Origin of the sequence: Neglectibacter sp. X4 (assembly GCF_009917365.1) — a bacterium.
Taxonomy (GTDB): Bacteria; Bacillota; Clostridia; order Oscillospirales; family Acutalibacteraceae; genus Acutalibacter.
Map to the genome: position 1 here is coordinate 145,757 of NZ_QWLE01000001.1, position 22,826 is coordinate 168,582.

Genomic DNA, 22,826 nt, shown 5'->3' on the forward strand with positions numbered 1-22,826 from the left:
TACTATACTGCAAAGCGGCAGGCATTTTCCAGAAGCGCTGTCCGGCTGGCCTTACTATAGAGAGGAGTACAGAAGGAATATGGGATATGGTGTGCAGATATTTGGATGCCTGAGGGATTTCCGCAAGGATCCGGCAGGCTTTTTCGCAAGGCTTGCCCAGGCAGGCTATCAGCAGGTAGAGCCTTGTGTGCTCTTTGGAGATGCTTCCGGCTATCCGGCAGCCCTCAGGGAACTGGTCTGGAAGCCCCAGGAGGTGCCGGGCTTTCAGGAAATGATGGAGGGGCAGGGCCTCAGCCTCCGCTCCTGCCACGTGTTCTCCCGGGATGTGCTGGGTGCGGCGGGGGAAATGGCAGAGCTTGCCCAAAAAACCTCCATTGACGCCTATGTGGTGAACTGTCCCCCGGACATCGCAAAGGTATACAGGGATTTCGCCAGGGACTGCCGCGCCCTGGCAGAAAAGCTGGCGGAAAGCGGCACAGCCCTGTGGCTTCACAACAACGCACCGGAGATAGCGGCCCGGGTGCAGGGGGAAGCGGGGGAAACCACGGTGATGGAGGCCATCCTCCAGGAAGCGGGGGAGGGCCTGGGCGCCCAGGTGGATACAGGCTGGGTGCTTTACGGCGGGATAGATCCGGCGGCGTTCCTGAAGCGGCTGGGAAGCCGCCTGCGCTCTGTACATTTTAAAGACATGGCGGAAAACTGCCAGTCTCTTTCCGGCCTGGATCGTTTTGCGGTGCTGGGCAGCGGGGTGACGGACATCCCCTCTGTAATGGCCCAGATTCCGGCGGGAATGCCTGTGCTGGTGGATCAGGATGCCACCCGGGGAGATTTCCTGGAGGACTTGTCCGCCTCCATTCAGGCGCTGCAGGCGGTGCGGCCATGATAAAATGCGCGATATTTGACGCGGACGGCACCTTGCTGGATTCCATGGGCATGTGGCGGGATATCACCTATGAATACGCGGCGGAAAAGGGCGTGAAAGCTCCCGCCGATCTCCACCACACCATGAACCGGCTGAGCATGGAGCAGTGCGCGGACATGTACCGGGCGTTGGGCGTGCCCGGAAGCACCGAAGAGGTGGTAAGGGAGCTTGCAGCCTGCGCCTTGGAAGGCTACCGCACCCGGGTGGGGGAAAAGCCCCGGGCCGGGGAATTTTTGCGGCTGCTGGCAGAAAACGGCGTGAAGGCGGCAGTGGCAACAGCCTCCCAGGCAGAGGGAGTGGGGGAGGCCCTAAAGCGGCTGGGGATGCTGCCTTATATCAGCCTGCTTGTAAGCTGCACGGAAATCGGCAAAAGCAAGGAGCACCCGGACATTTTCCTGGCCTGCGCGGAAAAATTCGGCGCGGCGCCTGGAGAGTGCGTAGTGTTTGAAGACTCTGCCTATGCCATGGAAACGGCGAAAAAAGCGGGTTTCCCGGTGGTGGCGGTGGAGGATGAAAGCGCCCTTCTGCTGAGGGAGCGCATAGAAAAAGCGGCAAACCGGCGCATTGCCGGCTTTGGCGAACTGATAGAAGAACTGCAGCCCGCCGGGGAAGCTTTGGGAGAGGCCCTGGAAGCCGGGCTTTGCAGCAAATTATAAAGGAGTTTCATAGGAATTATATGTTTTCAAATTTCCGTAAACGTTATATAGGGGACAAGGGCTTTTACATGGCGGTTATCGCCCTGATTATCCCCATGATCGTGCAGCAGGGCATCACCCAGTTTGTAAACCTGCTGGACAACGTGATGGTGGGCCGCCTGGGCACAAACCCCATGTCCGGCGTGGCCATTGTCAACCAGCTTATCTTTATTTTCAACCTGACCATTTTCGGCGGGCTTTCCGGTGCCTCTATTTTCGGGGCGCAGTTTTACGGCAAAGGGGACGAGAGGGGCCTGCGCCATTCCTTCCGCTTCCGGCTGCTGTTCGGCTTGGGGGTGACAGCGCTGGGGCTGGCTGTTTTCCTGTTTTTTGGGGATCAGCTTTTCCATCTGTACTTGAATAAAGAGAACTCCAGCCCGGCGGATATAGCCGCCACCTTGGGGTATGCCAGGGAATACCTGCTGATTATGCTGTGGGGGCTGTTCCCGTTTATGGTAATGCAGGTATATTCCAGCGCCCTGAAGGATATGCGGGAAACCTTTTCCCCCATGATGGCAAGCGTCATTTCCATTTCTGTGAACCTGGTGCTCAACTACCTGCTGATTTTCGGCAGCTTGGGCTTTCCGAAAATGGGCGTGCGGGGCGCGGCCTTGGCTACTGTGATAGCCCGGTATGTGGAGATGCTGTACCTGGTGGTATACGCCACCCGCCGGAAGAAAAAATTCACCTTCCTCCAGGGGGCCTTTAAGAGCATGCGGGTGCCCCTGCCCTTGGTGAAGAAAATCACCATCACCGGCACGCCCCTGCTGCTCAATGAAACCCTGTGGTCTATGGGCACCGCCATGATTAACATGTGCTATGCCACCCGGGGGCTTACCGCTGTGGCAGCCACCAATATTACAGGAACGGCGAATAACCTCTTTTCCATTATTATGATGACCATGGGCAATGCCATCGGCATTATGGCCGGGCAGCTTTTAGGGGCAAACGACATAGAAGGGGCTAAAGACACAGTGCGCAAGGTGATGTTTTTCAGCGTCTCCTGCTGTGTGGTAACCGGAGGCCTGCTGGTGGTCTGCGCTCCTTTTATCCCCTACATTTATAACACCGAGGAGGCAGTGCGGCAGATTGCCGCCCAGACTCTCATCATTTGCGGATGCTTCCAGCCTGTCCATGCTTTTGTAAACTGCGCTTACTTTACCATCCGCTCCGGCGGCAAAACCTTCATCACCTTCCTTTTCGACTGTGCTTTCACATGGGTCGTATGCCTGCCCATTGCCTACTCTTTAAGCCATTTTACAGCCCTGAGCGTGGTGTGGGTGTTCTTCTTTGTGATGAGCGCGGATATTATCAAGGTGGTTATCGGGGCTTTTATGTTAAAATCCGGCATATGGGCCAAGAATGTAGTCAACGACACAGCAGCATAGCAAAGGCCTGGAAGGCCTTTTTATGAGAGAGGAGCTGTATACCATGAAAATCGTATTGCTGGGAGAGCCGATGGGCCTTTTTATGGCCAATGAAACAGGGGCAATCAGCGAGGTGAAAACCTTCACCGCTTCCATTGCAGGGGCGGAATACAACGTGGCAGTGGGCCTTGCCCGCCTGGGCCATACCCCGGCCTACTGCACCCGCTTAGGGTTTGATCCCATGAGGGAGAAAATCCTGAACGGCCTGCGCCAAAACGGCATTTCCACAGACCTTGTCATGCAGGCGGAGGGGGAGCTTACAGGCCTGATGATGAAAAGCTCTACCCAGAAGGGCGACCCGGACATCGCCTATTACCGGAAAGGATCGGCTGCTTCTAAAATCAGCCCCCACGATATAGACGGCCTGGATTTATACGGCTGCGAACGGCTCCATGTGACGGGGATTTTCCCCGCTGTGTCGGAGAGCGCCCTTTCCGCCACCCGGCGGCTTATCAGCCGCGCCCAGGCTTTGGGCATTCCCTATTCCTTTGACCCCAACCTGCGCCCCCAGCTTTGGACGGACAAGGGGCAGATGGTGCAGATCCTGAACAGCCTGGCCCAGGGCGCGGAGACAGTGCTGCCCGGGATAGGGGAGGGCAAACAGCTTACAGGCCAGGACAGCCCGGAGGGCATAGCAGATTTCTACCACGCCATGGGAGTGAAAAACGTGGTGGTAAAGCTGGGGGCAGACGGCGCGTTTTATTCTGAAAAGGACGGCGCCAAAGGCGTTTCCCCTGGCTTCCCGGTGGAAAAAATCGTGGACACTGTGGGTGCGGGAGACGGCTTTGCCGCCGGGGTGGTCAGCGCCCTGGCAGAGGGGGAAACCCTGGAGCAGGCAGCCTTCCGGGGCAACGTGATAGGGGCCGTGCAGATTACCCACAAAAGCGACAACGAGGGCCTGCCCACCCGGCAGCGCCTTTCGGAAATTATCCTGGCAGGAAAGGTATAGGCATATGGAAAACGCTGCCATAAATTTTCAGGAACTGACAGAAATGGCCCTGCAAGCCCGGGAAAGGGCTTATGTGCCCTATTCCCATTTTGCTGTGGGCGCGGCACTGCTGTGTAAAGATGGCACAGTGTATCAGGGCTGCAACATAGAAAATGCCGCCTACCCCGCCACAAACTGCGCCGAGCGCACGGCTTTCTTCAAGGCTGTCAGTGAGGGCAGGCGGGACTTTGCCGCTATTGCCGTAGCAGGCGGCCCGGCAGGGGAAGCGCCCGCGGCCTTCTGCCCGCCCTGCGGGGTGTGCCGGCAGGTCATGCGGGAATTCTGCGGGACGGATTTCACCATCGTCCTTTCCGATGGCGGCAAGATACAGGCATACACCCTGGAGGAGCTGCTGCCCTGCTCCTTCGGGCCGGAAAACTTGTAAAACCATATGGGCAGGAGAGGGGAGAGGGCTTATGGAACAACTGGAACGCAGGGATAAAGTGAACTATTATCTGGATTTGGCGGAAATCGTCTCCCAGCGGTGCACCTGTCTGCGCAGGCATTACGGGGCGGTGATTGTAAAAAACGACGAGGTAATCTCCACAGGCTATGTGGGCGCGCCCCGGGGCCGGGACAATTGTTCCGATTTAGGCTACTGCCTGCGGCATAAAATGGGCATTCCCCGGGGGGAACGGTACGAGCTGTGCCGCAGCGTCCACGCCGAGGCTAACGCCATTATCTGCGCCTCCCGCCGGGACATGATAGGCGCCACCTTATATCTGGTGGGCCGCACGGTAGAGCGGGACGAAGCCACAGGGGCGCTGCGCCAGGGCGCCTATATTGAAAACGCTGTGTGCTGCTCCATGTGCAAGCGCCTGGTGATAAACGCGGGCATTGCCCAAGTGGTGTGCCGGGATGACAAAGAGCATTACCGGGTGATCGACGTGAGCCAGTGGATAGTGGATGACGAATCCCTGCGGGGGGTGCTGGGGTATTGAAACAGGGCCGCTACAACGCTCTGGACACCCTCCGAGGCCTGCTGCTCGTCAATATGGCAGGCTATCACGCCCTTTATGACGTGGTATTTATAAAAGGCATGCCTATAAGCTGGTATACCGGCCCCCTGGGCTATATATGGCAGCAGGGCATCTGTTGGGGGTTCATCTTTCTCTCCGGCTTCTGCTTCCGGTTTTCCCGCCATCCCCTGCGCCATGGGCTCACTGTGCTGGGGGCTGGCATCCTGGTAAGTTTGGTGACCACCCTTGCCATGCCGTCAGAGCGCATCCTCTATGGCGTGCTGTTCCTGCTGGGAATGGTCGGGCTTATCCAGTGCGGGGTCTGGTGGCTGTGGAACAAGCTGAAGCTGCCCCCATATCCGGCATGGCTGGGGCTTGCGATTTTCATTTCCCTCTTTTTCCTTACCCGGGGCGTGCCTTACGGGTATCTGGGATTTGAAGGCATCCGCCTCTTGGAACTGCCCTCCTGGCTATATCAGAGCCAGTGGCTGGCTCCAGCGGGCCTGCCGGGGCCGGGCTTCTGGTCATCCGATTATTTCCCCCTAATCCCCTGGCTGTTTTTATATCTCTCCGGTTATTTTCTGTGGCGGCTGGTAGGCCACAACCCCCGGATTATGGAAAAGCTGAAGCCGGGCTTTCGCCCCCTGGCCTTTTTAGGGCGGCACAGCCTGCTTATTTATCTGGCCCACCAGCCTGTGCTTATGCTGGTTTTTATGCTGGTGTAGGAGGTGCGCTATGCGGTTTAAACGGGAAGGCAGCGTGATGTCCGTGGATCTCCATGGCGCCTCTGTGGAAAACGCCCGGGATTTGCTTCTCACATGGCTTGACCATGCGCCCCAAAGCGTTACAGAGCTGCGGGTGATACACGGCTACAACCGGGGCACCCTTTTGCGGGACATGGTGCGGGAGGAGCTAAGCCATCCCCGGATAAAGGAAAAGCTTCCCGCCTTAAACCCCGGCGAGACCCGGCTGGTGCTGCGGAATATGCAAAAAAAGACTGTGAAAGGATGAAAGTATATGTCAATGCTGGTTGCGAAAGCCACCTGCGAACTGCGGGCGGCAGTAGGGCAGGCTATAGAAAAGGCCCAGGCGGCAGGGGAGCTTCCCCAGGCCCAGGCCCCGGAAATCGCTTTGGAGGTGCCCGGCGACCGCGCCCATGGGGACTGGGCCTGTAACGCTGCCATGGCAGGAGCCAGGGCCTTTAAAATGCCTCCTCGGAAGATTGCGGAGGCCATCCAGAAAAACCTGGATCTTTCCGCTACCTGCTTTCAAAGCTGCGAAATTGCGGGGCCTGGGTTCTTAAATTTCACCTATGCCCCCCGGTTTTACGGGGAAGTGCTCCAGGATGTCCACAAGCTGGGCCGGGCTTACGGCAGCAGCGCCATGGGAGAGGGGAAACGGGTGCTGGTGGAGTTTGTTTCCGCCAATCCCACCGGCCCTATGCATATCGGCAATGCCCGGGGCGGCGTGCTGGGAGACGCCCTTGCCGCCACCTTGGAAACCGCAGGCTATCAGGTGGAGCGGGAGTTTTACGTCAATGACGCAGGCAACCAGGTGAACAAGTTTGCCTGCTCCCTGGAGGCCCGATATCTCCAGATATATAAGGGGGAGGACGCGGTGCCCTTCCCAGAGGACGGCTATCAGGGAGAGGACATTAAAGAGCACGCCAGAAGCTTTGCGGAGAAATACAGCGACCAGTATGTGGAAGCGCCGGAAAGCGACAGGCGGCAGGCACTGGTGGACTTCGCCCTGCCTCAGAACATCCAGGGCCTCCATGATGACCTGCTGCGCTACCGGGTGGAATATAATAACTGGTTTAGGGAATCCACCCTCCATGAAAACGGCGCTGTAGGCCGGGTGGTAGAGCTGTTAAAGGAAAAAGGGGCCACCTATGAAAAGGAAGGGGCCGTCTGGTTTAAGGGGGAAGCATACGGCAGCGAGGACTTTGTGCTGGTGCGCGGGAATGGTGTGCCCACCTACGTGGTGCCGGACATCGCCTACCACTATGATAAACTGGTCACCCGGAACTTTGACATAGCCATTGACGTGCTGGGGGCTGACCACCATGGCTACGTGCCCCGGTTAAAGGCTGCCCTCACCGCCTTGGGTGTGGATGCTTCCCGCCTGCAAATTGTGCTGATGCAGATGGTGCGCCTGGTGCGGGACGGGGAGATTGTCAAGGCCAGCAAGCGCAGCGGCAAGGCCATCACCCTGGTAACCCTGCTGGAAGAGGTGCCTGTAGACGCGGCCCGGTTCCTCTTTAACTCTTACGAGCCTAACACCCGCATTGACTTCGATTTAGATTTGGCTGTCCAGCAGGACTCCCAGAATCCTGTATACTATGTGCAGTATGCCCACGCCCGGGTGTGCAGCATTTTGCGGAATCTGGCTGCCGACGGCGTCACCCCCCGGGAATGCGCCCTGGAGGAGTTGGGCCTGCTCACTGCCCCGGAAGAAGCAGAGTTAATCCGCCAGATTTCCGCCTATACAAGCGAGGTGGAGGGAGCGGCAAAGGCCATGGATCCGGCCCGCATCACCCGGTACGTTATGGCTCTGTCCACCCTGTTCCACAAATTCTACAATGCCTGCCGGGTGAAGGGGGATAATCCCGCCCTCACTGCCGCTAGGCTGTACCTCTGCACCGCTTTTAAGCAGGTGCTGGAAAACGGCCTGAGCCTGTTCAAGGTGACGGCTCCTGAAAGCATGTAAATGGTCATGGGATACAGGCTTCCCACGCAAAGCCGTGAAAAAGCGCCGCTTTGCGTCCGGTATCTTGTTTTTCATACCCTGCCCCAGCCAGACTGGCTGGGGTTTTGCCGTCCCGGAAAGTTTATCGTTTGTTAATTTGACTGCCCGCGCAGAATTTGGTATAATAACAAGATAGAGCCTGCTGTCTCAAGCAGGTCCCAGGCAGAAACAGAAAGGTATGAGAATAGATTGGCGAATAATATTCTGACAAAGCTGTTTGGCAATTACAGCAAACGGGAGTTAAAACGTGTACAGCCGCTGGTGAACAAGGTGCTGGGGCTGGAGAATGCCTATAAAGCCATGGATGACGCAGAGCTGAAAGCCCAGACTGGCCTGCTGAAGGAGCGGCTGGGAAAAGGGGAAACCCTGGATGACATCCTCCCAGAAGCCTTTGCCGCCTGCCGGGAGGCCATGGACCGGGTGCTTTCCCTGCGGCTGTTTCCAGTGCAGGTGCAGGGCGGCATTATCCTGCACCAGGGCCGTATTGCGGAAATGAAAACAGGCGAAGGGAAAACCTTCACCCTGGCCCTGCCCGCCTTTTTAAACGCCCTGACAGGCCAGGGGGTTCACATTGTCACTGTAAACGAATATTTGGCAAAATACCAGGGAGAGATGATGGCCCGCGTTTTTAACTTCATGGGCCTTACAGTAGGCCTTGCTTTAACGGGCATGTCCAGCGCGGAGAAGCGGGAGGCTTATGCCTGCGACATCACCTATGCCACCAATAACGAGCTGGGCTTTGACTACCTGCGGGACAACATGGTTATCCGCAAGGAGGATAAAGTGCAGCGGGGCCACCATTACGCCGTTGTGGACGAGGTGGACTCCATCCTCATTGACGAGGCCCGCACCCCCCTGATTATCTCCGGGCATGGTGATGAAGCGGATATCCTTTACCAGCGGGCAAATTCCCTGGCTAAAACCTTGAAGCCTATCCGGGTAAAGGAAACTGACGAAAAGCAGGACAATGACGAGCTGTATAACGAATATGATTATATTATCAACGAGAAGCTCAAAACCTGTTCCCTCACCCGCCGGGGCGTAAAAAAAGCGGAAAACTATTTTGACATTGAAAACCTGACCGACTCTGACAATATCCGCATCCAGCACCATGTAAACCAGGCTATCCGGGCCTGGGGCATTATGCACAAGGATCAGGACTATGTGGTGAAGGATGGCGAGGTGATTATCGTTGACGAATTTACCGGGCGCCTGATGTTCGGGCGGCGGTATAACGAAGGCCTGCACCAGGCCATTGAGGCCAAGGAAGGGGTGGAGGTCGCCCGGGAGAGCAAAACCCTTGCCACTATCACCTTCCAGAACTATTTCCGCCAGTATGAGAAGCTTTCCGGCATGACGGGCACCGCCATGACGGAGCAGGAGGAATTTTCCGAAATATACAGGCTGGACGTGGTGGAAATCCCCACCAACCGCCCTATGATCCGGGAGGACTGCCCGGACGTGGTGTATAAGACTGTGGCGGCCAAGTTCCAGGCCGTGATTGATGACATTGCGAAACATCACGAAAAAGGCCAGCCTGTGCTGGTGGGCACCATCACCATTGAGAAGTCTGAAGAGCTTAGCAAAATGCTGCGCCAGCGGGGCATCAAGCATCAAGTGCTAAACGCCAAGTTCCATGAAAAGGAAGCCCAGATAGTGGCTCAGGCGGGCCGGAAAGGGGCTGTCACCATTGCCACCAACATGGCTGGACGTGGTACGGATATCCTCTTGGGCGGCAACGCAGAATTTATGGCAAAGGCCGAAATGCGTAAAATGGGCTATGCCGAGGAGCTTCTGGTGGAGGCCACCGCCTACAGCCACACCCAGGATGAGGCCATCCTGGAGGCCAGGGAAACATTTGCAAGGCTGAACCAGAAATACAAGGAGGAAATTGCGCCGGAGGCAGAAGAGGTGAAAGCCCTGGGCGGGCTTTACATCATTGGCACAGAGCGCCATGAGTCCCGCCGTATTGACAACCAGCTCCGGGGCCGCGCGGGCCGCCAGGGGGATCCGGGCAAAAGCCGGTTCTATATTTCCCTGGAGGACGATTTAATGCGCCTGTTCGGCGGGGAGCGCCTGTCCGCTATCATGGATAGGATGAAGATTGACGATGACATGCCTATTGAAACGGGCATGGTGTCAAACGCCATTGAAAGCGCCCAGCGCCGGGTGGAAAGCCGGAACTTCGGCATCCGCAAGAACGTGCTGCAATATGACGAGGTGATGAACAGCCAGCGCCAGATTATCTATGGGCAGCGGGATCAGGTGTTGAACGGCGAGGACATGCAGGAGCCTATCCTGAAGATGATAAACGAAGATCTGGAAGAAAAGGTAAAAGCCGCCATGCCGGAGGAAATACAGCGGGATATCTGGGACTTGCCCGGCCTGTGCAAGGACTACGACTGGCTGATACAGGAAGGGGATCTGCGCTATACGCCGGATGAACTGGAAACCCTCCAGCAGGAGGATGTGCTGGAGCTTCTGAAAAAGCGGGCCGCCGACATGTATGCCCAGCGGGAGAAGAAGTTCACGCCCCAGCGGATGCGCATTCTGGAGCGGGTGAAGCTGCTGGAGACAGTTGACGAAAAGTGGATGGATCACATTGACGCCATGGAGCAGTTGCAGGAGGGCATCCGCCTGCGAGCCTATGCCCAGCATGATCCGGTGGTGGAATACCGGCTGGAAGGCTTTGAAATGTTTGATAAAATGATTTCCGCCATCCGGGAGGACACTGCCAAGCTGGTGCTTACCTGGGAGCCAAAGAGCGAGGAAGCGCCGAAGCCCCAGCAGCGCGTTAAGATTATAAGCGCCGGCTTAGCCGGGGACAATACGGTGAAAAAGCAGCCTGTGCGCAAGCAGAAGAAGCCAGGGCGCAACGAGTTGTGCCCCTGCGGTAGCGGTAAAAAGTATAAAAAGTGCTGCGGGCGGGACGAATAAGGAGGAGAAGCCCCATGAAGAAAAAGATAAAAGCGTGGGGGCTTCTGGTGCTGGCAGCCCTGCTGGCCTTCGCCCTGTCCGGATGCGATATCCCGATGCCCGGCTTTGCCGACTATGATGTTTCCGGGTATATCCAGGCCTTGCTTGACAGCAGCTATCACAATTCCCACGACAGCTTCATTGTGGTGGCCCAGACTACAGAGGAGGCTGCCCGGGAAAGCCACGCCACCACCATAGAAAACATGGTGATAAATTTCTGCAATACCTATGGCGTAAATCCCTCGGAAGAGCAGCTTTCCCAGCTTACAGAAATTTTCTCCCAGCTTCTCCAGCACGCCAAGTATACAGTGCGGGAGGAGCAGAAGGTAGATACAGGCTATTATATTGAGGTGGAAGTCACGCCCATTGTGAATTTCAGCGACTGTTCCGCCCAACTGGAGGCCCTGCGCCAGCAGGCCCAGGAGGAGGCCGACGCTCTGAACACGCCCAGCCCCAGCCCGGAGCCAGAGGAGGATGAGGACGGGGATGGAGGGGAAGACGATTGGGGAGAAGAGGAACGGGAAAACGATGAAGAAGAAAGCCCCATTGCCACGCCCAAGCCGGTGACTACCCAGGTAAATCCCCAGGAGCTGTATATGGAAAAGGTGGTGGAATTCTGCCGCCAGCAGGCTGCCGCCATTGACTATGGGGTGGCACGCACCATGTCCCTGGACATCCGCCAGACAAATGAGGGAGAATTGCAGCTTGATTTAAACCAGATTGAAAATATCGACCAAACAATACTGCAATTGACAGCAGGCTGAAGAAAGGATGGCTGCCTTATGGAATTGGAAGCTTTATGCACAAGCACGTTGTTTGATTTGTCCCACACCGCTGCCCGCCCCTTGCTGGAGGGTACGGAATACCCCTGGCAGGCGCTGTCCGGCATTGGCGGCTTTATAAAAGAGCTGGGCGCTTCCCTGCCTGCCGGGGAATATGAGCAGAGGGGAGAGGACGTGTGGGTACACAAAACCGCCGTCATTTTCCCCCAGAACTATATTGCCGGGCCTTGCATTATCGGCCCGGAAACCCAGGTGCGCCCTGGCGCGTTTATCCGGGGAAACGCCTTGGTAGGGGCAGGCTGCGTGGTGGGGAATTCCACGGAGCTGAAAAATGTCATCCTCTTTGACCGGGTTCAGGTGCCCCACTATAACTATGTGGGGGACTCCATCCTGGGATATAAGGCCCACATGGGGGCAGGCTCCATCACCTCCAACGTGAAGTCAGATAAAGCCCTGGTCACCGTCCGGATAGGCCAGAAGCGCATAGAGACAGGCCTGAAAAAGTTTGGTGCCATGCTGGGGGACGGGGTGGAAATCGGCTGCGGCACAGTGCTCAATCCCGGCGCTGTGGTTGGAAAGGAAAGCCGTGTATACCCCCTCTCCTCGGTGCGGGGCTTTGTGCCCAGCCAGAGCATTTATAAAAACCAGGGGGAGGTTGTCCCCCAGCGTTAAAGGATCAGGACGGCTGCACAAGCCATGGAAAGGAGGGAAAGGCAAATGGATATGGTGACAGATTTTCTGGAAACCGGGGTGCTGCCTACAGTATTGCTCCTTGTGCGGGCCATTGTGCCGGTTTTGGCGCTGTACGTGGTGTGGCGCAGCTACACTTCCTTTAAAAAGGGCCAGCGCCGCCGGGATCCGGTGGTCATGCTCTGCGATGAAAGCTCTGGCCTGCGCTTTCCTGTGCTGTACTGGGAAAATTCCATCGGGCGCAGCAAATCCTGCGACATCTGCCTGCCAGACGCCACCATCTCCCGGGACCACGCGGTGCTCATGCGCCGGGAGGAGGGCTGGGTTATCTGCGACACAGGTTCTCATGCCGGGGTGCAGGTAAACGGCAAAAAGGTAAAGGGGCAGAAGCTTTTAAGCATTGGGGACGCTGTCACCCTGGGAGACGTGACCCTCACCCTGTGGAACGCGGACTCCCCGCCGGAAAAGCGCCGCCGCATTTTTACAGGCTTCTCCCGGGAAGCCGCCTCTCCCTTAAAGCTGATGATGACGGCAAGCCTCGTACACCTTTTGATGGCGCTACAGGCCTGCTTTATAGGGGGAAAGGCTGCCCCCATGCAGGCTGTGCCCACCCTGATAGCCATGGCCATAGGCTGGGGGCTGTATGTGTATTCCATTGGCATTCAGCACCGGGTCAGCTTTGAAATAGAAACCATTGCGTATCTCCTTTCCGGCATCGGCATCACCCTTCTTGCCGCCTGCGATATGGACGCCATCAAAACCCAGCTTGCCGCCATGTTCATCGGCGTCCTGCTGTTCTGCTTCCTGATTTGGTTCATGAACGATATGGACAGGGTGGCAAAGTTCCGCCTCTATATCGGGGCCGGGGCCATCCTGCTTTTCATCATCAACCTGGTTTTCGGCAGGGAGCAGTATGGCTCGAAAAACTGGATTTTCATCGGGCCGGTAAGCGTCCAGCCCTCAGAGCTGATAAAAATCGCCTTTATTTTTGTAGGCACTTCCACCCTGGACAGGCTCCAGACCAAAAAGAATATTACGGAATTCCTGGTGTTCACAGGCGTCTGCATGGGATTTTTGGTGCTGATGAAAGACCTGGGCACTGCCGCTATTTTCTTTGCGTGCTTCCTCATCATCGCCTTTATGCGTTCCGGCAGCGTGCGTACCATCGCCCTGGTGCTGACAGGCGCGGGGCTGGGCGTGCTGCTGGCCCTGCAGTTTATGCCCCACATTGTCTCCCGCTTTCAGGGCTGGGGCCATGTGTGGGAGCATATCAACGACCAAATGGGCTATTCCCAAACCCGGACGCTCACCTATATGGCAAGCGGGGGCCTGTTCGGCGTTGGCCTGGGGGATGGGATGCTGGCAGGCTCCGGGGTGTTTGCGGCAGATAGCGACCTGGTTTTCGGCCTGCTCTGCGAGGAACAGGGACTGCTTTTGGGCCTTGTGGTGCTGATGGCTATTGCCATGTTCACCATCTATGCCCGCAGCGATGTCACCCGCAGCCGCTCCACCTTCTTTTCCATTGGAGCCTGCGCTGTGGCGGGAATGCTCCTGTTCCAGACCTGCCTGAACGTGTTCGGCGCAACAGACATCCTGCCCATGACAGGCGTTACCCTGCCTTTTATCAGCGCAGGCGGATCCAGCATGATGAGCGTGTGGGGGCTGATGGCCTTCCTGAAAGCTTCTGACGAGCGCACCTATGCTGCCCGGCGGGCCAGCAAAAACAGCAGCCGTCCAGCGGCGGCCCGGCCCGGGCGCGGCACCGAGGAGTTCGCGCCGCCCCGTCCCAGCCGCACTGCTGAAATGGATACAGGCTATACGCCCCGGCCTGCTCCCCGCCGCAAAAGCGGGGCAGGCAAGCGGTATGCAAGCCCGCCGGCCCGCCACAGCAATCCCAAAAGGCCGCCCCCGCCGCCTGGAGACAGCGGGGATATGGAAGATATCACAAGCTGGAGATAAAGGAATCCCAAGGAGAAAGGGGATGGGTTTTTGAAAACAGTAGGCTTTCGGTCAATTGTTCTCTATATCCTGCTGGCTGTCTTTATAGGCGGGGTGGGATACCTGGTTGCAAACATGTTTTTACATGGCAGGCAGTGGGTTATGCAGCCTTATAACGCCCACCTTTCCGGGCAGATGGGAGACATCAAGGACAGGGACGGGAATCTTCTTGCCACCAGCCAGGACGGCGGGCGGGTTTACAGTGAAAATGACACAGTGCGCCGGGCCTTGCTTCATACTATCGGGGATACGGCGGGTTTTATCGGTACAGGGGTGCAGTCTGTCATGGGGGACAAGCTTACAGGCTATAACTTTATTACAGGGCTGAACGATACGGTCTTTTCCCGCATGGGCAGCGGCCTTACCCTAACAGTCAGCCAGGACGCCTGCACAGCCGCCTATAATGCCATGGCAGGCCGAAACGGCGCGGCAATCCTCTATAATTATGAAAACGGGGATATTCTGTGCAAGGTCAGCGCCCCCACCTTTGACCCCGCCTTTGTGCCCGAGGATATTGAGACAAATGACGCGTATAAGGGCGCTTATCTGGACAAGTCCTTGTCCGCAAGCTTTACCCCGGGCAGTATTTTCAAGATTATCACAGCCGCCGCTGCTATGGAAAAGTGGCCCGATTCCTGGAGCGAACGCACCTACGAGTGCTGGGGCGCGGAAAATATCGGCGGCAGCGATATCACCTGCCTGCACGGGGAGGCCCACGGCTCCCAGGACATGTTTGCCGCCATGGGCAATTCCTGCAATATTTATTTTGCCCATTTGGCAAACGATATCGGTGGCGGGGCCTTGCAGAAGAAAGCAGAGGAAATGGGCTTTAACCAGAGTTTTGACTTTAACGGCGTAAATGTTACAAAAAGCACACTGGATCTCACAGGGGCAAATGCCAATCAGATAGGCTGGGCGGCAGTAGGCCAGTACACAGTGCTGGCAAATCCCTACCACATGATGGCTCTTATGGGGGCTGTGGCCAAGGATGGTTCCTATACCCAGCCCCGCCTGACAGAAGGGGGAGACATCTTTTCCGGGCTGGCGGCATCCGGGGACAGGAAGCTGATGAGCGCGGAAACCGCCCGACAGTTAAAAACCCTGCTGCGCGGCGACGTGGAAAATTACTATGGCGACTGGATGTTCCCCCAGGGCATGGCGGTCTGCGCCAAAACTGGCACAGGCGAAGTGGGGGAGGGCAAAGCCCCTAACTGCTGGATGGTAGGCTTTTGCGACAGCGCCCAGTATCCCTATGCGTTCGCGGTGGTTGTGGAAGAGGGCGAGGGCGGCATTGAGACGGCGGGAGTCCTTGTAAACGCCATGCTCCAGGCCTTGGCTTGAGGAAGGGGGAAGGAAAGTGGAAACCATTACCATCAAGCCCCACCATTTTATGGATATCATCAAGCTGTATGGCGCGGGTATAGAAAACTTTGTGCCGGACAAAAAGCTGGACCACGATTTTTACCGTATCGGCAACCTGGTTTTGGCATGCCACACCCAGCCACTGCTCCTGACAATAGAAGGGGACGATATCTGCACGCCCTGCCGCCAGTACCGAGGCCTCTGCCAGGATGCTCTCGCAAACATCCCCGGCTTTACAGGCAAAAACGAGTATAACCGCGCCCTGGACAGCCGCATCCTTTCCCTGTATGGCTTAAGCGCGGGGCCATATCCGGCAGAGGAGCTGTGCGGGATTCTCTATCAGGGCCGGAAAAAAATCTTCCAGGTGTGGCAAGAGGAGGAAAACGCCCTCACCCAAAGGCGCTTTGATTTATTCACAGCCGGGGCTGAAAAATACCTGGGGTCGTATAAGTAAACGCAGCAAAAAAGCCGTCTAGCGTTGTGCTGGGCGGCTTTTCACTGCTTTGCAGGCTCACCGCCTTTTAGGCCACACATACAGCCCATAGCCAATCAGGCACAGGGAGATAAGGATAGCGCTGCCCGCCGCGCCAATGGCAATGGCGGTGTGGTTTAAAGGCCCTGCCACCATGCTGATAATCAAGGCGCAGGCGTCGGCAAACAATAAAAATTTGAAAAGGCTTTTTTCCGCGTTCATGAGCGTACCTTTGGGTGACAGCCCTGCCAGGCTTGGCACCCTTCCTTTCTTTCTTTCTTTCATATTTCATATCCATTCTAAACGGCTCTCCCAAAGGGCGCTGCTGAAAGCCGCCAGCTTCTCCAAGGTAAGCTGCTCAGCCCGGGCGTTGGGCTGCGCGCCTGCACTGCGCAGGGCTTCTTCCACCAGGGGCTTCGGCGCTCCCAGCGCGGCAGAAACCGCATTTGCCGCTGTTTTCCGCCGCTGGGAAAAGGCTCCCCGGGCCACCCGAAAAAAGAACGCCTTGTCCGGCACCTCCACAGGCGGGCTTGTGCGGATTTCCATGTGCAGCACAGCGGAATCTACCTTAGGCGGCGGCATAAAGCTGCCCCGGCCCACCTCGAACAACAGCTTTGGCCTGCTGTGATACTGCACGCTAACGCTTACCGCCCCGCACTCCCGGCTGCCTGGCAGGGCGCACAGCCGCTGGGCGGCTTCCTTCTGCACCAGCACAGTGAGGGATTTCAGGGGAAGCCCTCCCTCCAGCAGGCCCATAATCACAGGGGAGGTGATATAATAGGGGAGGTTTGCGCATACGCATATAGGCTCCCCGCCGAATTTCTCCTGTATCAGGGCGGCTAAATCCAGCTTCAGCACGTCCCCCTGCACCAGTTCCACGTTCCCGCAGCCCGACAGGGTTTCCTCCAGCACCGGGAAAAGCCGGCTGTCCAGTTCAATGGACACCACTTTTTTAGCCGCCTGGGAAAGCTCCCGGGTGAGCACCCCCACCCCCGGCCCGATTTCCAGCACCCCGGCACATTCCTGCGCCCCGCAGGCCGCCGCCATGCGGGGGCACACGCTGGGGTTTATAAGGAAATTCTGCCCCATAGCCTTGGAAAACCGGAACCCATGGCGGCCCAGCACCTCCCGGAGTACGCCGGGGTCAGCCAAGCTTCCCATAGTATCTTTTTCCATCATGCCTCCTCCAGTTCCACCTTGTATAAGATACGCACACCGTCGTCATAAACCCGGGTGAACAGCCTGTCCAGCGCTTGGGCGTCCACCTGGTAAGAGCTGCTTTCAAAATCGCTATAGAGTACATAGCTTACATGGGTGCTGCTGTAAAAATTTAAAGATTCCGCAGGCTTTTCATACATTTCCCGCACAGCAAACTCCCTGCCGTAATAGGGCAGGCCATGATAAAACAGATAGCTGGGAGAGCCGCACACTACGTTGCGCCCGGCTAAGGCGCAGATTTCGTTGTTGTGCCGGGTGTCGGTAAGCACCACCGCGTCTGGCGGCAGGTTTTCCTCCACATAGGCGCACAGGGACAGGGCGCCGTCCCCATAAATTTCATATTCAGACACCGCCTCCCGGCCCAGGGTCAGCACCGCCGGAAGGATGAGGAAAGCGGTAAGCCCTCCTGCCAAGACATTTCTTGCGCCCCTGCGCCTGATTTTGCACAGCATGTCCCAGAAAAACTCCGCCCCGCAGCAGCACAGCAGGGCATAGCCTACATACAGCAGCTTGTTGTTGTCATAGTCATTGGGTTGAAACTCCACAAATTCAGCAATCAGCCAAATCACCAGAGCCGGCACATACCGGGCAAAGCGATCCTTTTGGCAGGTTATCAGCCCGCAGAAGGCCAGCACGCCTGCAAGCCCCAGGTTTTTCAGGTAAAACCACAGGTAATTGTCCTCCCCGGTCACCCATCCAAAGTGCCCCCGCACAAACTGCCCCGCCCCTGCCTGCCGGAAAGTCCACACGAAAAGCTGGGGAAGGGCCAGCAGGCAGGCGGCAAGTGCCAGTATGCCCCAGGTGCGGGCAATTTCCCAAAGCATCCCCTGCCGCCAGGCAAAAGCCAGCAAAAACCCCAGCAGCACCAGGCACAGCAGTACCACCAGGCTGATAAAAACCAGCAGCCAGGGAGAATCTTCCAAGCCCCGGGTGCGGAGGAGATCCTTTAGCAGGCACATGACAGGCACTCCCGCCACCACCGCGCCCTTTCCCAGCAAAACGGCCCTGTCCAGCAGCCGGAGCCTTTTGCACAAATCCAGCACCAGCCATCCTCCGCACACCAGCGCCAAAGCCAGAAAGGAGTGGGTATGCACCATAGGCAGAGCGCCTGCCAGCACGCCTCCATAGAGAAAAAAACGCTTTTCCCCTTCAAAAACCCCCCGGTATAGCAGGTAGAGGGTGGGGAACAGTATGGCCCAGCCGAACAGGGTGGCCCGCTGGGGAAGCATCATGTCGGCTATCACGTTCACCCAGCGGATATTTTCCGCCACATAGTTTGTAGGCGTTTCATAAAATGCCGTGAAAATCCGGGTGAAATTCTCCTTCCCGCCCCCTAAAAAGTAGAACACCCCCAGCCCGCCGTTGCAGAAAAACAGCAGGAAAGCCGTTGCCGTCTGGGCAGGCGATCCCAGCATCCGGCGGAAAAAGAGATATGCCCCGAAAAAGACCTGGGCGCCTGCCGCGCACATGGGCAAAGCATAACTCAGCCGTAAAGGTGCGCCTAAAAGATAGAGGCTGGAGGAAATGCTGTCGGACAAAAAAGGATAGGAAAGCCGCACGCCGGGCAGCAGGGAATATTCGGGAGGAAAAACCTGCTGGCGGGCAAGGCTGGTGATAAAGCTCAGGTGCATGCTCATGTCCCCGTAGGTGGACTGGCAGCAGTATATCCGGTTGTTTTCAAAACGGAAGGAGTGGAACACTAAAAAAATGAAGAAGCCACAAAAGAGCGGGACAAGTAGCAGGAATTTTTGCCGCCCAAAGGCCCCCAAAGCCTTTGGCAGAGAGGAAAAAGCAGGGAAATTTTTGGCGCGGCTTCCATACAGGCTGGCCCCGGCGCACCCCAAAGCCAGCAGCAGGGCCAGCAGATGGGCAGCAGGGGAAAAGCCAAAGCCAAAGGCAAACAGCGCCGGAAACCATTGGAGCATCAGGCTTCCCGCTACGCTGCCGAAAAGCAGCCGTACCCCGGCGCTTTCCTGGGGCAGCAGGGGAAAGGCCGCAGCCACACCGCAGATCTGGAAAGCTCCGAAAAGCAGTATAGCTGCCAAAGCGCCTTCTAAAGAGCCTTCCATGCCGCCCCCTCCTTTTCCTGTATTTCTTTCATTATACTACCATTTTTCACTGGAAAAGTAAAGTGGGAACAGCCCAAAGAGCATCTGCTTCAAAGATTTTATCCGCTGTAATAGGGGTAAAGGCGGGCTATAAATATGTAAAACCGCGGGAATCCCGCGGCCTTCAAATCCCCTGGCGCAAGCAAGCGTCAGGCCCGTATCTCTTTTTTTATTTTCCCCAGCGCGCCCTTTTCCAGCCGGGAAACCTGGGCCTGGGAAATGCCAACCTCTCCTGCCACCTCCATCTGGGTTTTGCCTTCCAGAAAGCGCAGGGAAAGGATGCGCTTTTCCCGGTCGCTCAAGCCCCGGATAGCCTGCTTGATGGCAATTTCCTCCAGCCAGTCCTGATCGTTGCCGTCGCCTACCTGATCCATAATATAGATGGTGTCGCCTCCGTCGGAAAACACAGGCTCGTACAGGGAAACCGGCTCCACAATGGCCTCCAGGGCCACCACCACATCCTCCCGCTTCATGGAAAGGGCCTGGGATATCTCCTCAATGGTAGGCTCCTTCCCGCCCCGGGCGGTAAGCTGTTCCTTGCACTGAATGGCTTTGTAGGCCGTGTCCCGCATGCTCCGGCTGACCCGCACAGCGTTGTTGTCCCGGAGAAAGCGGCGCACTTCCCCAATAATCATGGGTACCCCATAGGTGGAAAACTGCACCCCTTGGCTCACATCAAAGTGGTCTATGGCCTTCATCAGCCCAATGCACCCCACCTGGAACAGATCATCCGGGTTTTCCCCCCGGTTGCCAAAGCGCTGAATCACGCTTAAAACCAGCCGCAGGTTTCCGGCAATCAGTTTTTCCCGGGCATCCTTGTCCCCGTCATGGCAGCGGATGAGCAGTTCCCGCATTTCATCGCTTTTCAGTACCTTCAGTTTGGACGTGTTCACCCCGCATATTTCCACTTTCCCCTGCATAACGTACCTCCGAAAAAGTTTCTTTCAAAGGTAGTATTTCCCCTTTCCAGCGGATTTATCGCTGCCGCACTTGAAAAATACAGTTTTTCACATGCACAGGCAAAGAGCGCCCCCCTGCCAACTAGGCAGAGGGGCGCTCTTTGCGGGAAAAGGCTTTAGTTGGGAAGCCGGTCTTTTGCCGCCAGCTTATAGCAAAGGGTCATCATGCTGTCGTTCATGTGGACATTTTCCACAATAGCATCCGGGTGCTTCAGCGCGATATCATAATGCCCGAAGTTCCAAAAAGAGCGCATTCCCAACGTATAGAGATAATCGGTTATCTCTTCTACGTTTTCCTGTGGTACGCAGAGAATCGCCATGGAAGGGCAGTGTTCCTGATAGAAAGCGCCAACCTTCCCATAAGGAAGTATCTCCTGCCCGCCAATCTTCTGGCCCACCACCTTGGGGGAGTTGTCGAACACGCCTACAAGCCGGAAGCCCAACTGCTCAAAGGGCATGTGCCCGGCAATAGCCTTCCCCAGGTTGCCCGCACCTATCAGAATACAGGGATATTTATGTTGCAGGCCCAGGATTTCCTCAATGGCAGTGCGCAGTTGGGGTACATGATAGCCATAGCCCTGCTGCCCGAAACCGCCAAAGCAGTTAAAATCCTGCCGCACCTGGGAGGCAGTGAATCCCATTTTTTCCGAAAGCTCCTTGGAAGAAATGCGGGTTACGCCGTTTTTGGAAAGCTCAGTTAAAAAGCGGTAATACCGGGGCAGGCGGCGGATAACGGACATGGAAACTGAATTTTTCTTTTGCAAAGCCAATCCCTCCCCGACGTGTAAAATGAAGTGCCTTATAGGACTTTTTCCAGCCGTTCTTGAATAGCCTTCAAAAATTCCTCTGTGCCCACCTTCTGAATGTTGGGCAGGGTAGACATAGCCGCCAAGTCCCCTGTCATCACGCCGTCCTCAATGGTGTCCAGAGCGGCTTTCTCCAGCTTGTCCGCAAAGTCTGCCAGTCGGCTGTTGCCGTCCAGCTCTCCCCGCTTGCGCAGGGCGCCTGTCCAGGCAAACAGGGTTGCCACAGAGTTTGTAGAGGTAGGCTCGCCCTTTAAATGCTTATAGTAGTGGCGCTGTACTGTGCCGTGGGCCGCCTCATATTCGCAGGTGCCGTCCGGGGCCACCAGCACAGAGGTCATCATGGCAAGGCTGCCAAAGGCTGTGGCCACCATGTCGCTCATCACGTCCCCGTCATAGTTTTTGCAGGCCCAGATATACCCGCCCTCGCTGCGCACCACCCGGGCCACAGCGTCGTCTATGAGAGTGTAGAAGTATTCAATTCCCGCTTCCGCAAATTTCCGGGCATAGTCCTTATCGAAAACCTCCTGGAAAATGTCCTTAAAACGGTGGTCGTATTTCTTGGAGATGGTGTCCTTGGTGGCAAACCATAAGTCCTGCTTGGTGTCCAGGGCAAAGTTAAAGCAGGCCCGGGCAAAGCTTTCAATGCTCCCATCCAGGTTGTGCATTCCCTGCACCACCCCTGCGCTGTCTGCATAGTCGTGGATCAGGTGCTTTTCTTGGGTGCCGTCGGGCTTTGTGATAAGGATTTCCGCCTTCGAGCCTTTCTCCACTAAAGCCTCCGTGTTCTTATACACGTCCCCGTAAGCGTGGCGGGCAATGGTGATAGGCTTTTTCCAGGTGGGAATGTAGGGGGTAATGCCCTTTACTAAAATGGGCGCTCGGAACACGGTGCCGTCCAGGATGGCCCGGATGGTGCCGTTGGGAGACTTCCACATCTCGTGCAGGTTATATTCCGTCATGCGGGCGGCGTTGGGGGTGATGGTGGCGCACTTTACCGCCACGCCATATTTTTTCGTAGCCATGGCAGAGTCCACTGTCACCTGATCCCCGGTCTTGTCCCGGTTCTCCAGGCCCAGATCATAATACTCTGTGTTCAGGTCAATGTAAGGCGTAAGCAGGATATCCTTTATCATCTGCCAGATGATGCGGGTCATTTCGTCGCCGTCCATCTCCACTAAGGGTGTTTTCATCTGTATCTTTTCAAAAGCCATAAGTTTCTCCTTGTCTTTATCTGCACATATTTTTTTGCACATATTTTAAGGGCGTGCCATCTGCATATATTTTTTAAGGACATCCTTCTCAGGCGGCGTTATGTTATCCGGCAGGGCCTCCAGCGGAAAGAAGCGAAGCTCGTCTACTTCTTCCTCCTGCCGCCGCAATGTGCCATGGTATTTCCGGCACAAATATACGGTCATAATAAGATGCACTTCATCGCCGTTTGGATATACATAGTGCTGGTTTTCCCCGGAGAATACGGAGAAAAGTTCCAGTTCGTCCGCCGCCAGCCCGGTTTCCTCCAGAAGCTCCCGCCGGGCTGCATCCTCTGTGCTTTCGCCCAACTCTACAGCGCCGCCCGATATGCCCCAGGTATGGTTGTCTGCCCGTAGCTGGAGCAGGATTTCCCCTTTTTCGTTTTCCACCAGAACGCCTGCGCTGCATAGCTGCACTGGCGCGTGGCCCACATGATCCCGCAGGAATTTCACATAGCCAGTCATA

At 56.5% G+C, this 22,826-nt stretch carries 22 protein-coding genes; 15 read left to right on the forward strand and 7 right to left on the reverse strand.

Going from position 1 to position 22,826, the window contains the following annotated elements; genetic code table 11:
* Nucleotides 1–79: 79 nt before the first annotated feature.
* The 15 genes from D1841_RS00755 to D1841_RS18630 all read left to right on the forward strand — a co-directional run bounded on the left by D1841_RS00755 (nucleotide 80) and on the right by D1841_RS18630 (nucleotide 16,001).
* Nucleotides 80–883 (forward strand): sugar phosphate isomerase/epimerase, encoded by an 804-nt coding sequence (locus D1841_RS00755; protein WP_160641235.1) that lies wholly within the window; start codon nucleotides 80–82, stop codon nucleotides 881–883.
* The gene (locus tag D1841_RS00760) at nucleotides 880–1,578 is read left to right on the forward strand and encodes an HAD family phosphatase (protein WP_160641236.1); all 699 of its coding nucleotides are present in this window, start codon (nucleotides 880–882) and stop codon (nucleotides 1,576–1,578) included. The genes D1841_RS00755 and D1841_RS00760 overlap by 4 nt, the downstream gene beginning before the upstream one ends.
* A gap of 20 nt (nucleotides 1,579–1,598) precedes the next feature.
* A complete protein-coding gene (locus D1841_RS00765; RefSeq protein WP_160641237.1) occupies nucleotides 1,599–3,005 on the forward strand; it encodes an MATE family efflux transporter in 1,407 nt (468 codons plus the stop codon).
* A gap of 22 nt (nucleotides 3,006–3,027) precedes the next feature.
* Nucleotides 3,028–3,993, forward strand: a complete 966-nt coding sequence (locus D1841_RS00770) for a sugar kinase (RefSeq protein WP_237076117.1) — start codon at nucleotides 3,028–3,030, stop codon at nucleotides 3,991–3,993.
* A 4-nt stretch (nucleotides 3,994–3,997) separates the two neighbouring features.
* Nucleotides 3,998–4,417 (forward strand): cytidine deaminase, encoded by a 420-nt coding sequence (locus tag D1841_RS00775; RefSeq protein WP_160641238.1) that lies wholly within the window; start codon nucleotides 3,998–4,000, stop codon nucleotides 4,415–4,417.
* Between the two features lie 40 nt (nucleotides 4,418–4,457).
* Nucleotides 4,458–4,973, forward strand: coding sequence for a deaminase (locus tag D1841_RS00780; RefSeq protein ID WP_160641343.1), 516 nt, complete (start codon nucleotides 4,458–4,460; stop codon nucleotides 4,971–4,973).
* A complete protein-coding gene (locus tag D1841_RS00785; protein WP_237076118.1) occupies nucleotides 4,970–5,716 on the forward strand; it encodes a heparan-alpha-glucosaminide N-acetyltransferase domain-containing protein in 747 nt (248 codons plus the stop codon). Before D1841_RS00780 ends, D1841_RS00785 begins: the two co-directional genes overlap by 4 nt.
* Before the next feature lie 10 nt (nucleotides 5,717–5,726).
* Nucleotides 5,727–6,002, forward strand: coding sequence for a Smr/MutS family protein (locus D1841_RS00790; protein ID WP_160641239.1), 276 nt, complete (start codon nucleotides 5,727–5,729; stop codon nucleotides 6,000–6,002).
* Nucleotides 6,003–6,008: 6 nt separating this feature from the next.
* A complete protein-coding gene (argS, locus tag D1841_RS00795; protein ID WP_160641240.1) occupies nucleotides 6,009–7,700 on the forward strand; it encodes an arginine--tRNA ligase in 1,692 nt (563 codons plus the stop codon).
* A 228-nt stretch (nucleotides 7,701–7,928) separates the two neighbouring features.
* On the forward strand, nucleotides 7,929–10,676 hold the full coding sequence (gene secA, locus D1841_RS00800; protein WP_160641241.1) for a preprotein translocase subunit SecA: 2,748 nt from the start codon (nucleotides 7,929–7,931) through the stop codon (nucleotides 10,674–10,676).
* A gap of 14 nt (nucleotides 10,677–10,690) precedes the next feature.
* Entirely contained in the window at nucleotides 10,691–11,479 is a 789-nt protein-coding gene (locus tag D1841_RS00805) for a hypothetical protein (RefSeq protein WP_160641242.1), read from the forward strand.
* Between the two features lie 18 nt (nucleotides 11,480–11,497).
* A complete protein-coding gene (locus D1841_RS00810) occupies nucleotides 11,498–12,169 on the forward strand; it encodes a UDP-N-acetylglucosamine pyrophosphorylase (protein WP_160641243.1) in 672 nt (223 codons plus the stop codon).
* Between the two features lie 45 nt (nucleotides 12,170–12,214).
* On the forward strand, nucleotides 12,215–14,146 hold the full coding sequence (locus D1841_RS00815; RefSeq protein ID WP_160641244.1) for an FtsW/RodA/SpoVE family cell cycle protein: 1,932 nt from the start codon (nucleotides 12,215–12,217) through the stop codon (nucleotides 14,144–14,146).
* Nucleotides 14,147–14,176: 30 nt separating this feature from the next.
* The gene (locus D1841_RS00820; RefSeq protein ID WP_160641245.1) at nucleotides 14,177–15,526 is read left to right on the forward strand and encodes a penicillin-binding transpeptidase domain-containing protein; all 1,350 of its coding nucleotides are present in this window, start codon (nucleotides 14,177–14,179) and stop codon (nucleotides 15,524–15,526) included.
* Nucleotides 15,527–15,542: 16 nt separating this feature from the next.
* Nucleotides 15,543–16,001: a hypothetical protein gene (locus D1841_RS18630; protein WP_201751160.1), complete on the forward strand. Its 459-nt coding sequence runs from the start codon at nucleotides 15,543–15,545 to the stop codon at nucleotides 15,999–16,001.
* A gap of 57 nt (nucleotides 16,002–16,058) precedes the next feature.
* Here D1841_RS18630 and D1841_RS00830 read toward each other — a convergent pair whose 3' ends face one another.
* The 7 genes from D1841_RS00830 to D1841_RS00860 all read right to left on the reverse strand — a co-directional run bounded on the left by D1841_RS00830 (nucleotide 16,059) and on the right by D1841_RS00860 (nucleotide 22,825).
* Nucleotides 16,059–16,304 carry a hypothetical protein gene (locus tag D1841_RS00830; protein WP_161879848.1) on the reverse strand — a complete coding sequence of 82 codons (246 nt, stop codon included), beginning with the start codon at nucleotides 16,302–16,304 and terminating at the stop codon, nucleotides 16,059–16,061.
* Between the two features lie 3 nt (nucleotides 16,305–16,307).
* Entirely contained in the window at nucleotides 16,308–17,198 is an 891-nt protein-coding gene (rsmA, locus tag D1841_RS00835) for a 16S rRNA (adenine(1518)-N(6)/adenine(1519)-N(6))-dimethyltransferase RsmA (protein WP_371721221.1), read from the reverse strand.
* Complete coding sequence (locus tag D1841_RS00840) at nucleotides 17,195–19,306, reverse strand: hypothetical protein (RefSeq protein WP_160641247.1); 2,112 nt, start codon at nucleotides 19,304–19,306, stop codon at nucleotides 17,195–17,197. Before D1841_RS00840 ends, rsmA begins: the two co-directional genes overlap by 4 nt.
* A 188-nt stretch (nucleotides 19,307–19,494) precedes the next feature.
* Nucleotides 19,495–20,265 (reverse strand): RNA polymerase sporulation sigma factor SigG, encoded by a 771-nt coding sequence (gene sigG / locus D1841_RS00845; RefSeq protein WP_160641248.1) that lies wholly within the window; start codon nucleotides 20,263–20,265, stop codon nucleotides 19,495–19,497.
* Nucleotides 20,266–20,420: 155 nt separating this feature from the next.
* On the reverse strand, nucleotides 20,421–21,068 hold the full coding sequence (locus D1841_RS00850; protein ID WP_160641249.1) for a redox-sensing transcriptional repressor Rex: 648 nt from the start codon (nucleotides 21,066–21,068) through the stop codon (nucleotides 20,421–20,423).
* A 35-nt stretch (nucleotides 21,069–21,103) separates the two neighbouring features.
* Nucleotides 21,104–22,321: an NADP-dependent isocitrate dehydrogenase gene (locus D1841_RS00855; protein ID WP_160641250.1), complete on the reverse strand. Its 1,218-nt coding sequence runs from the start codon at nucleotides 22,319–22,321 to the stop codon at nucleotides 21,104–21,106.
* 45 nt (nucleotides 22,322–22,366) lie between these two features.
* The gene (locus D1841_RS00860) at nucleotides 22,367–22,825 is read right to left on the reverse strand and encodes an NUDIX hydrolase (protein ID WP_160641251.1); all 459 of its coding nucleotides are present in this window, start codon (nucleotides 22,823–22,825) and stop codon (nucleotides 22,367–22,369) included.
* Between the last annotated feature and the right edge of the window lies 1 nt (nucleotide 22,826).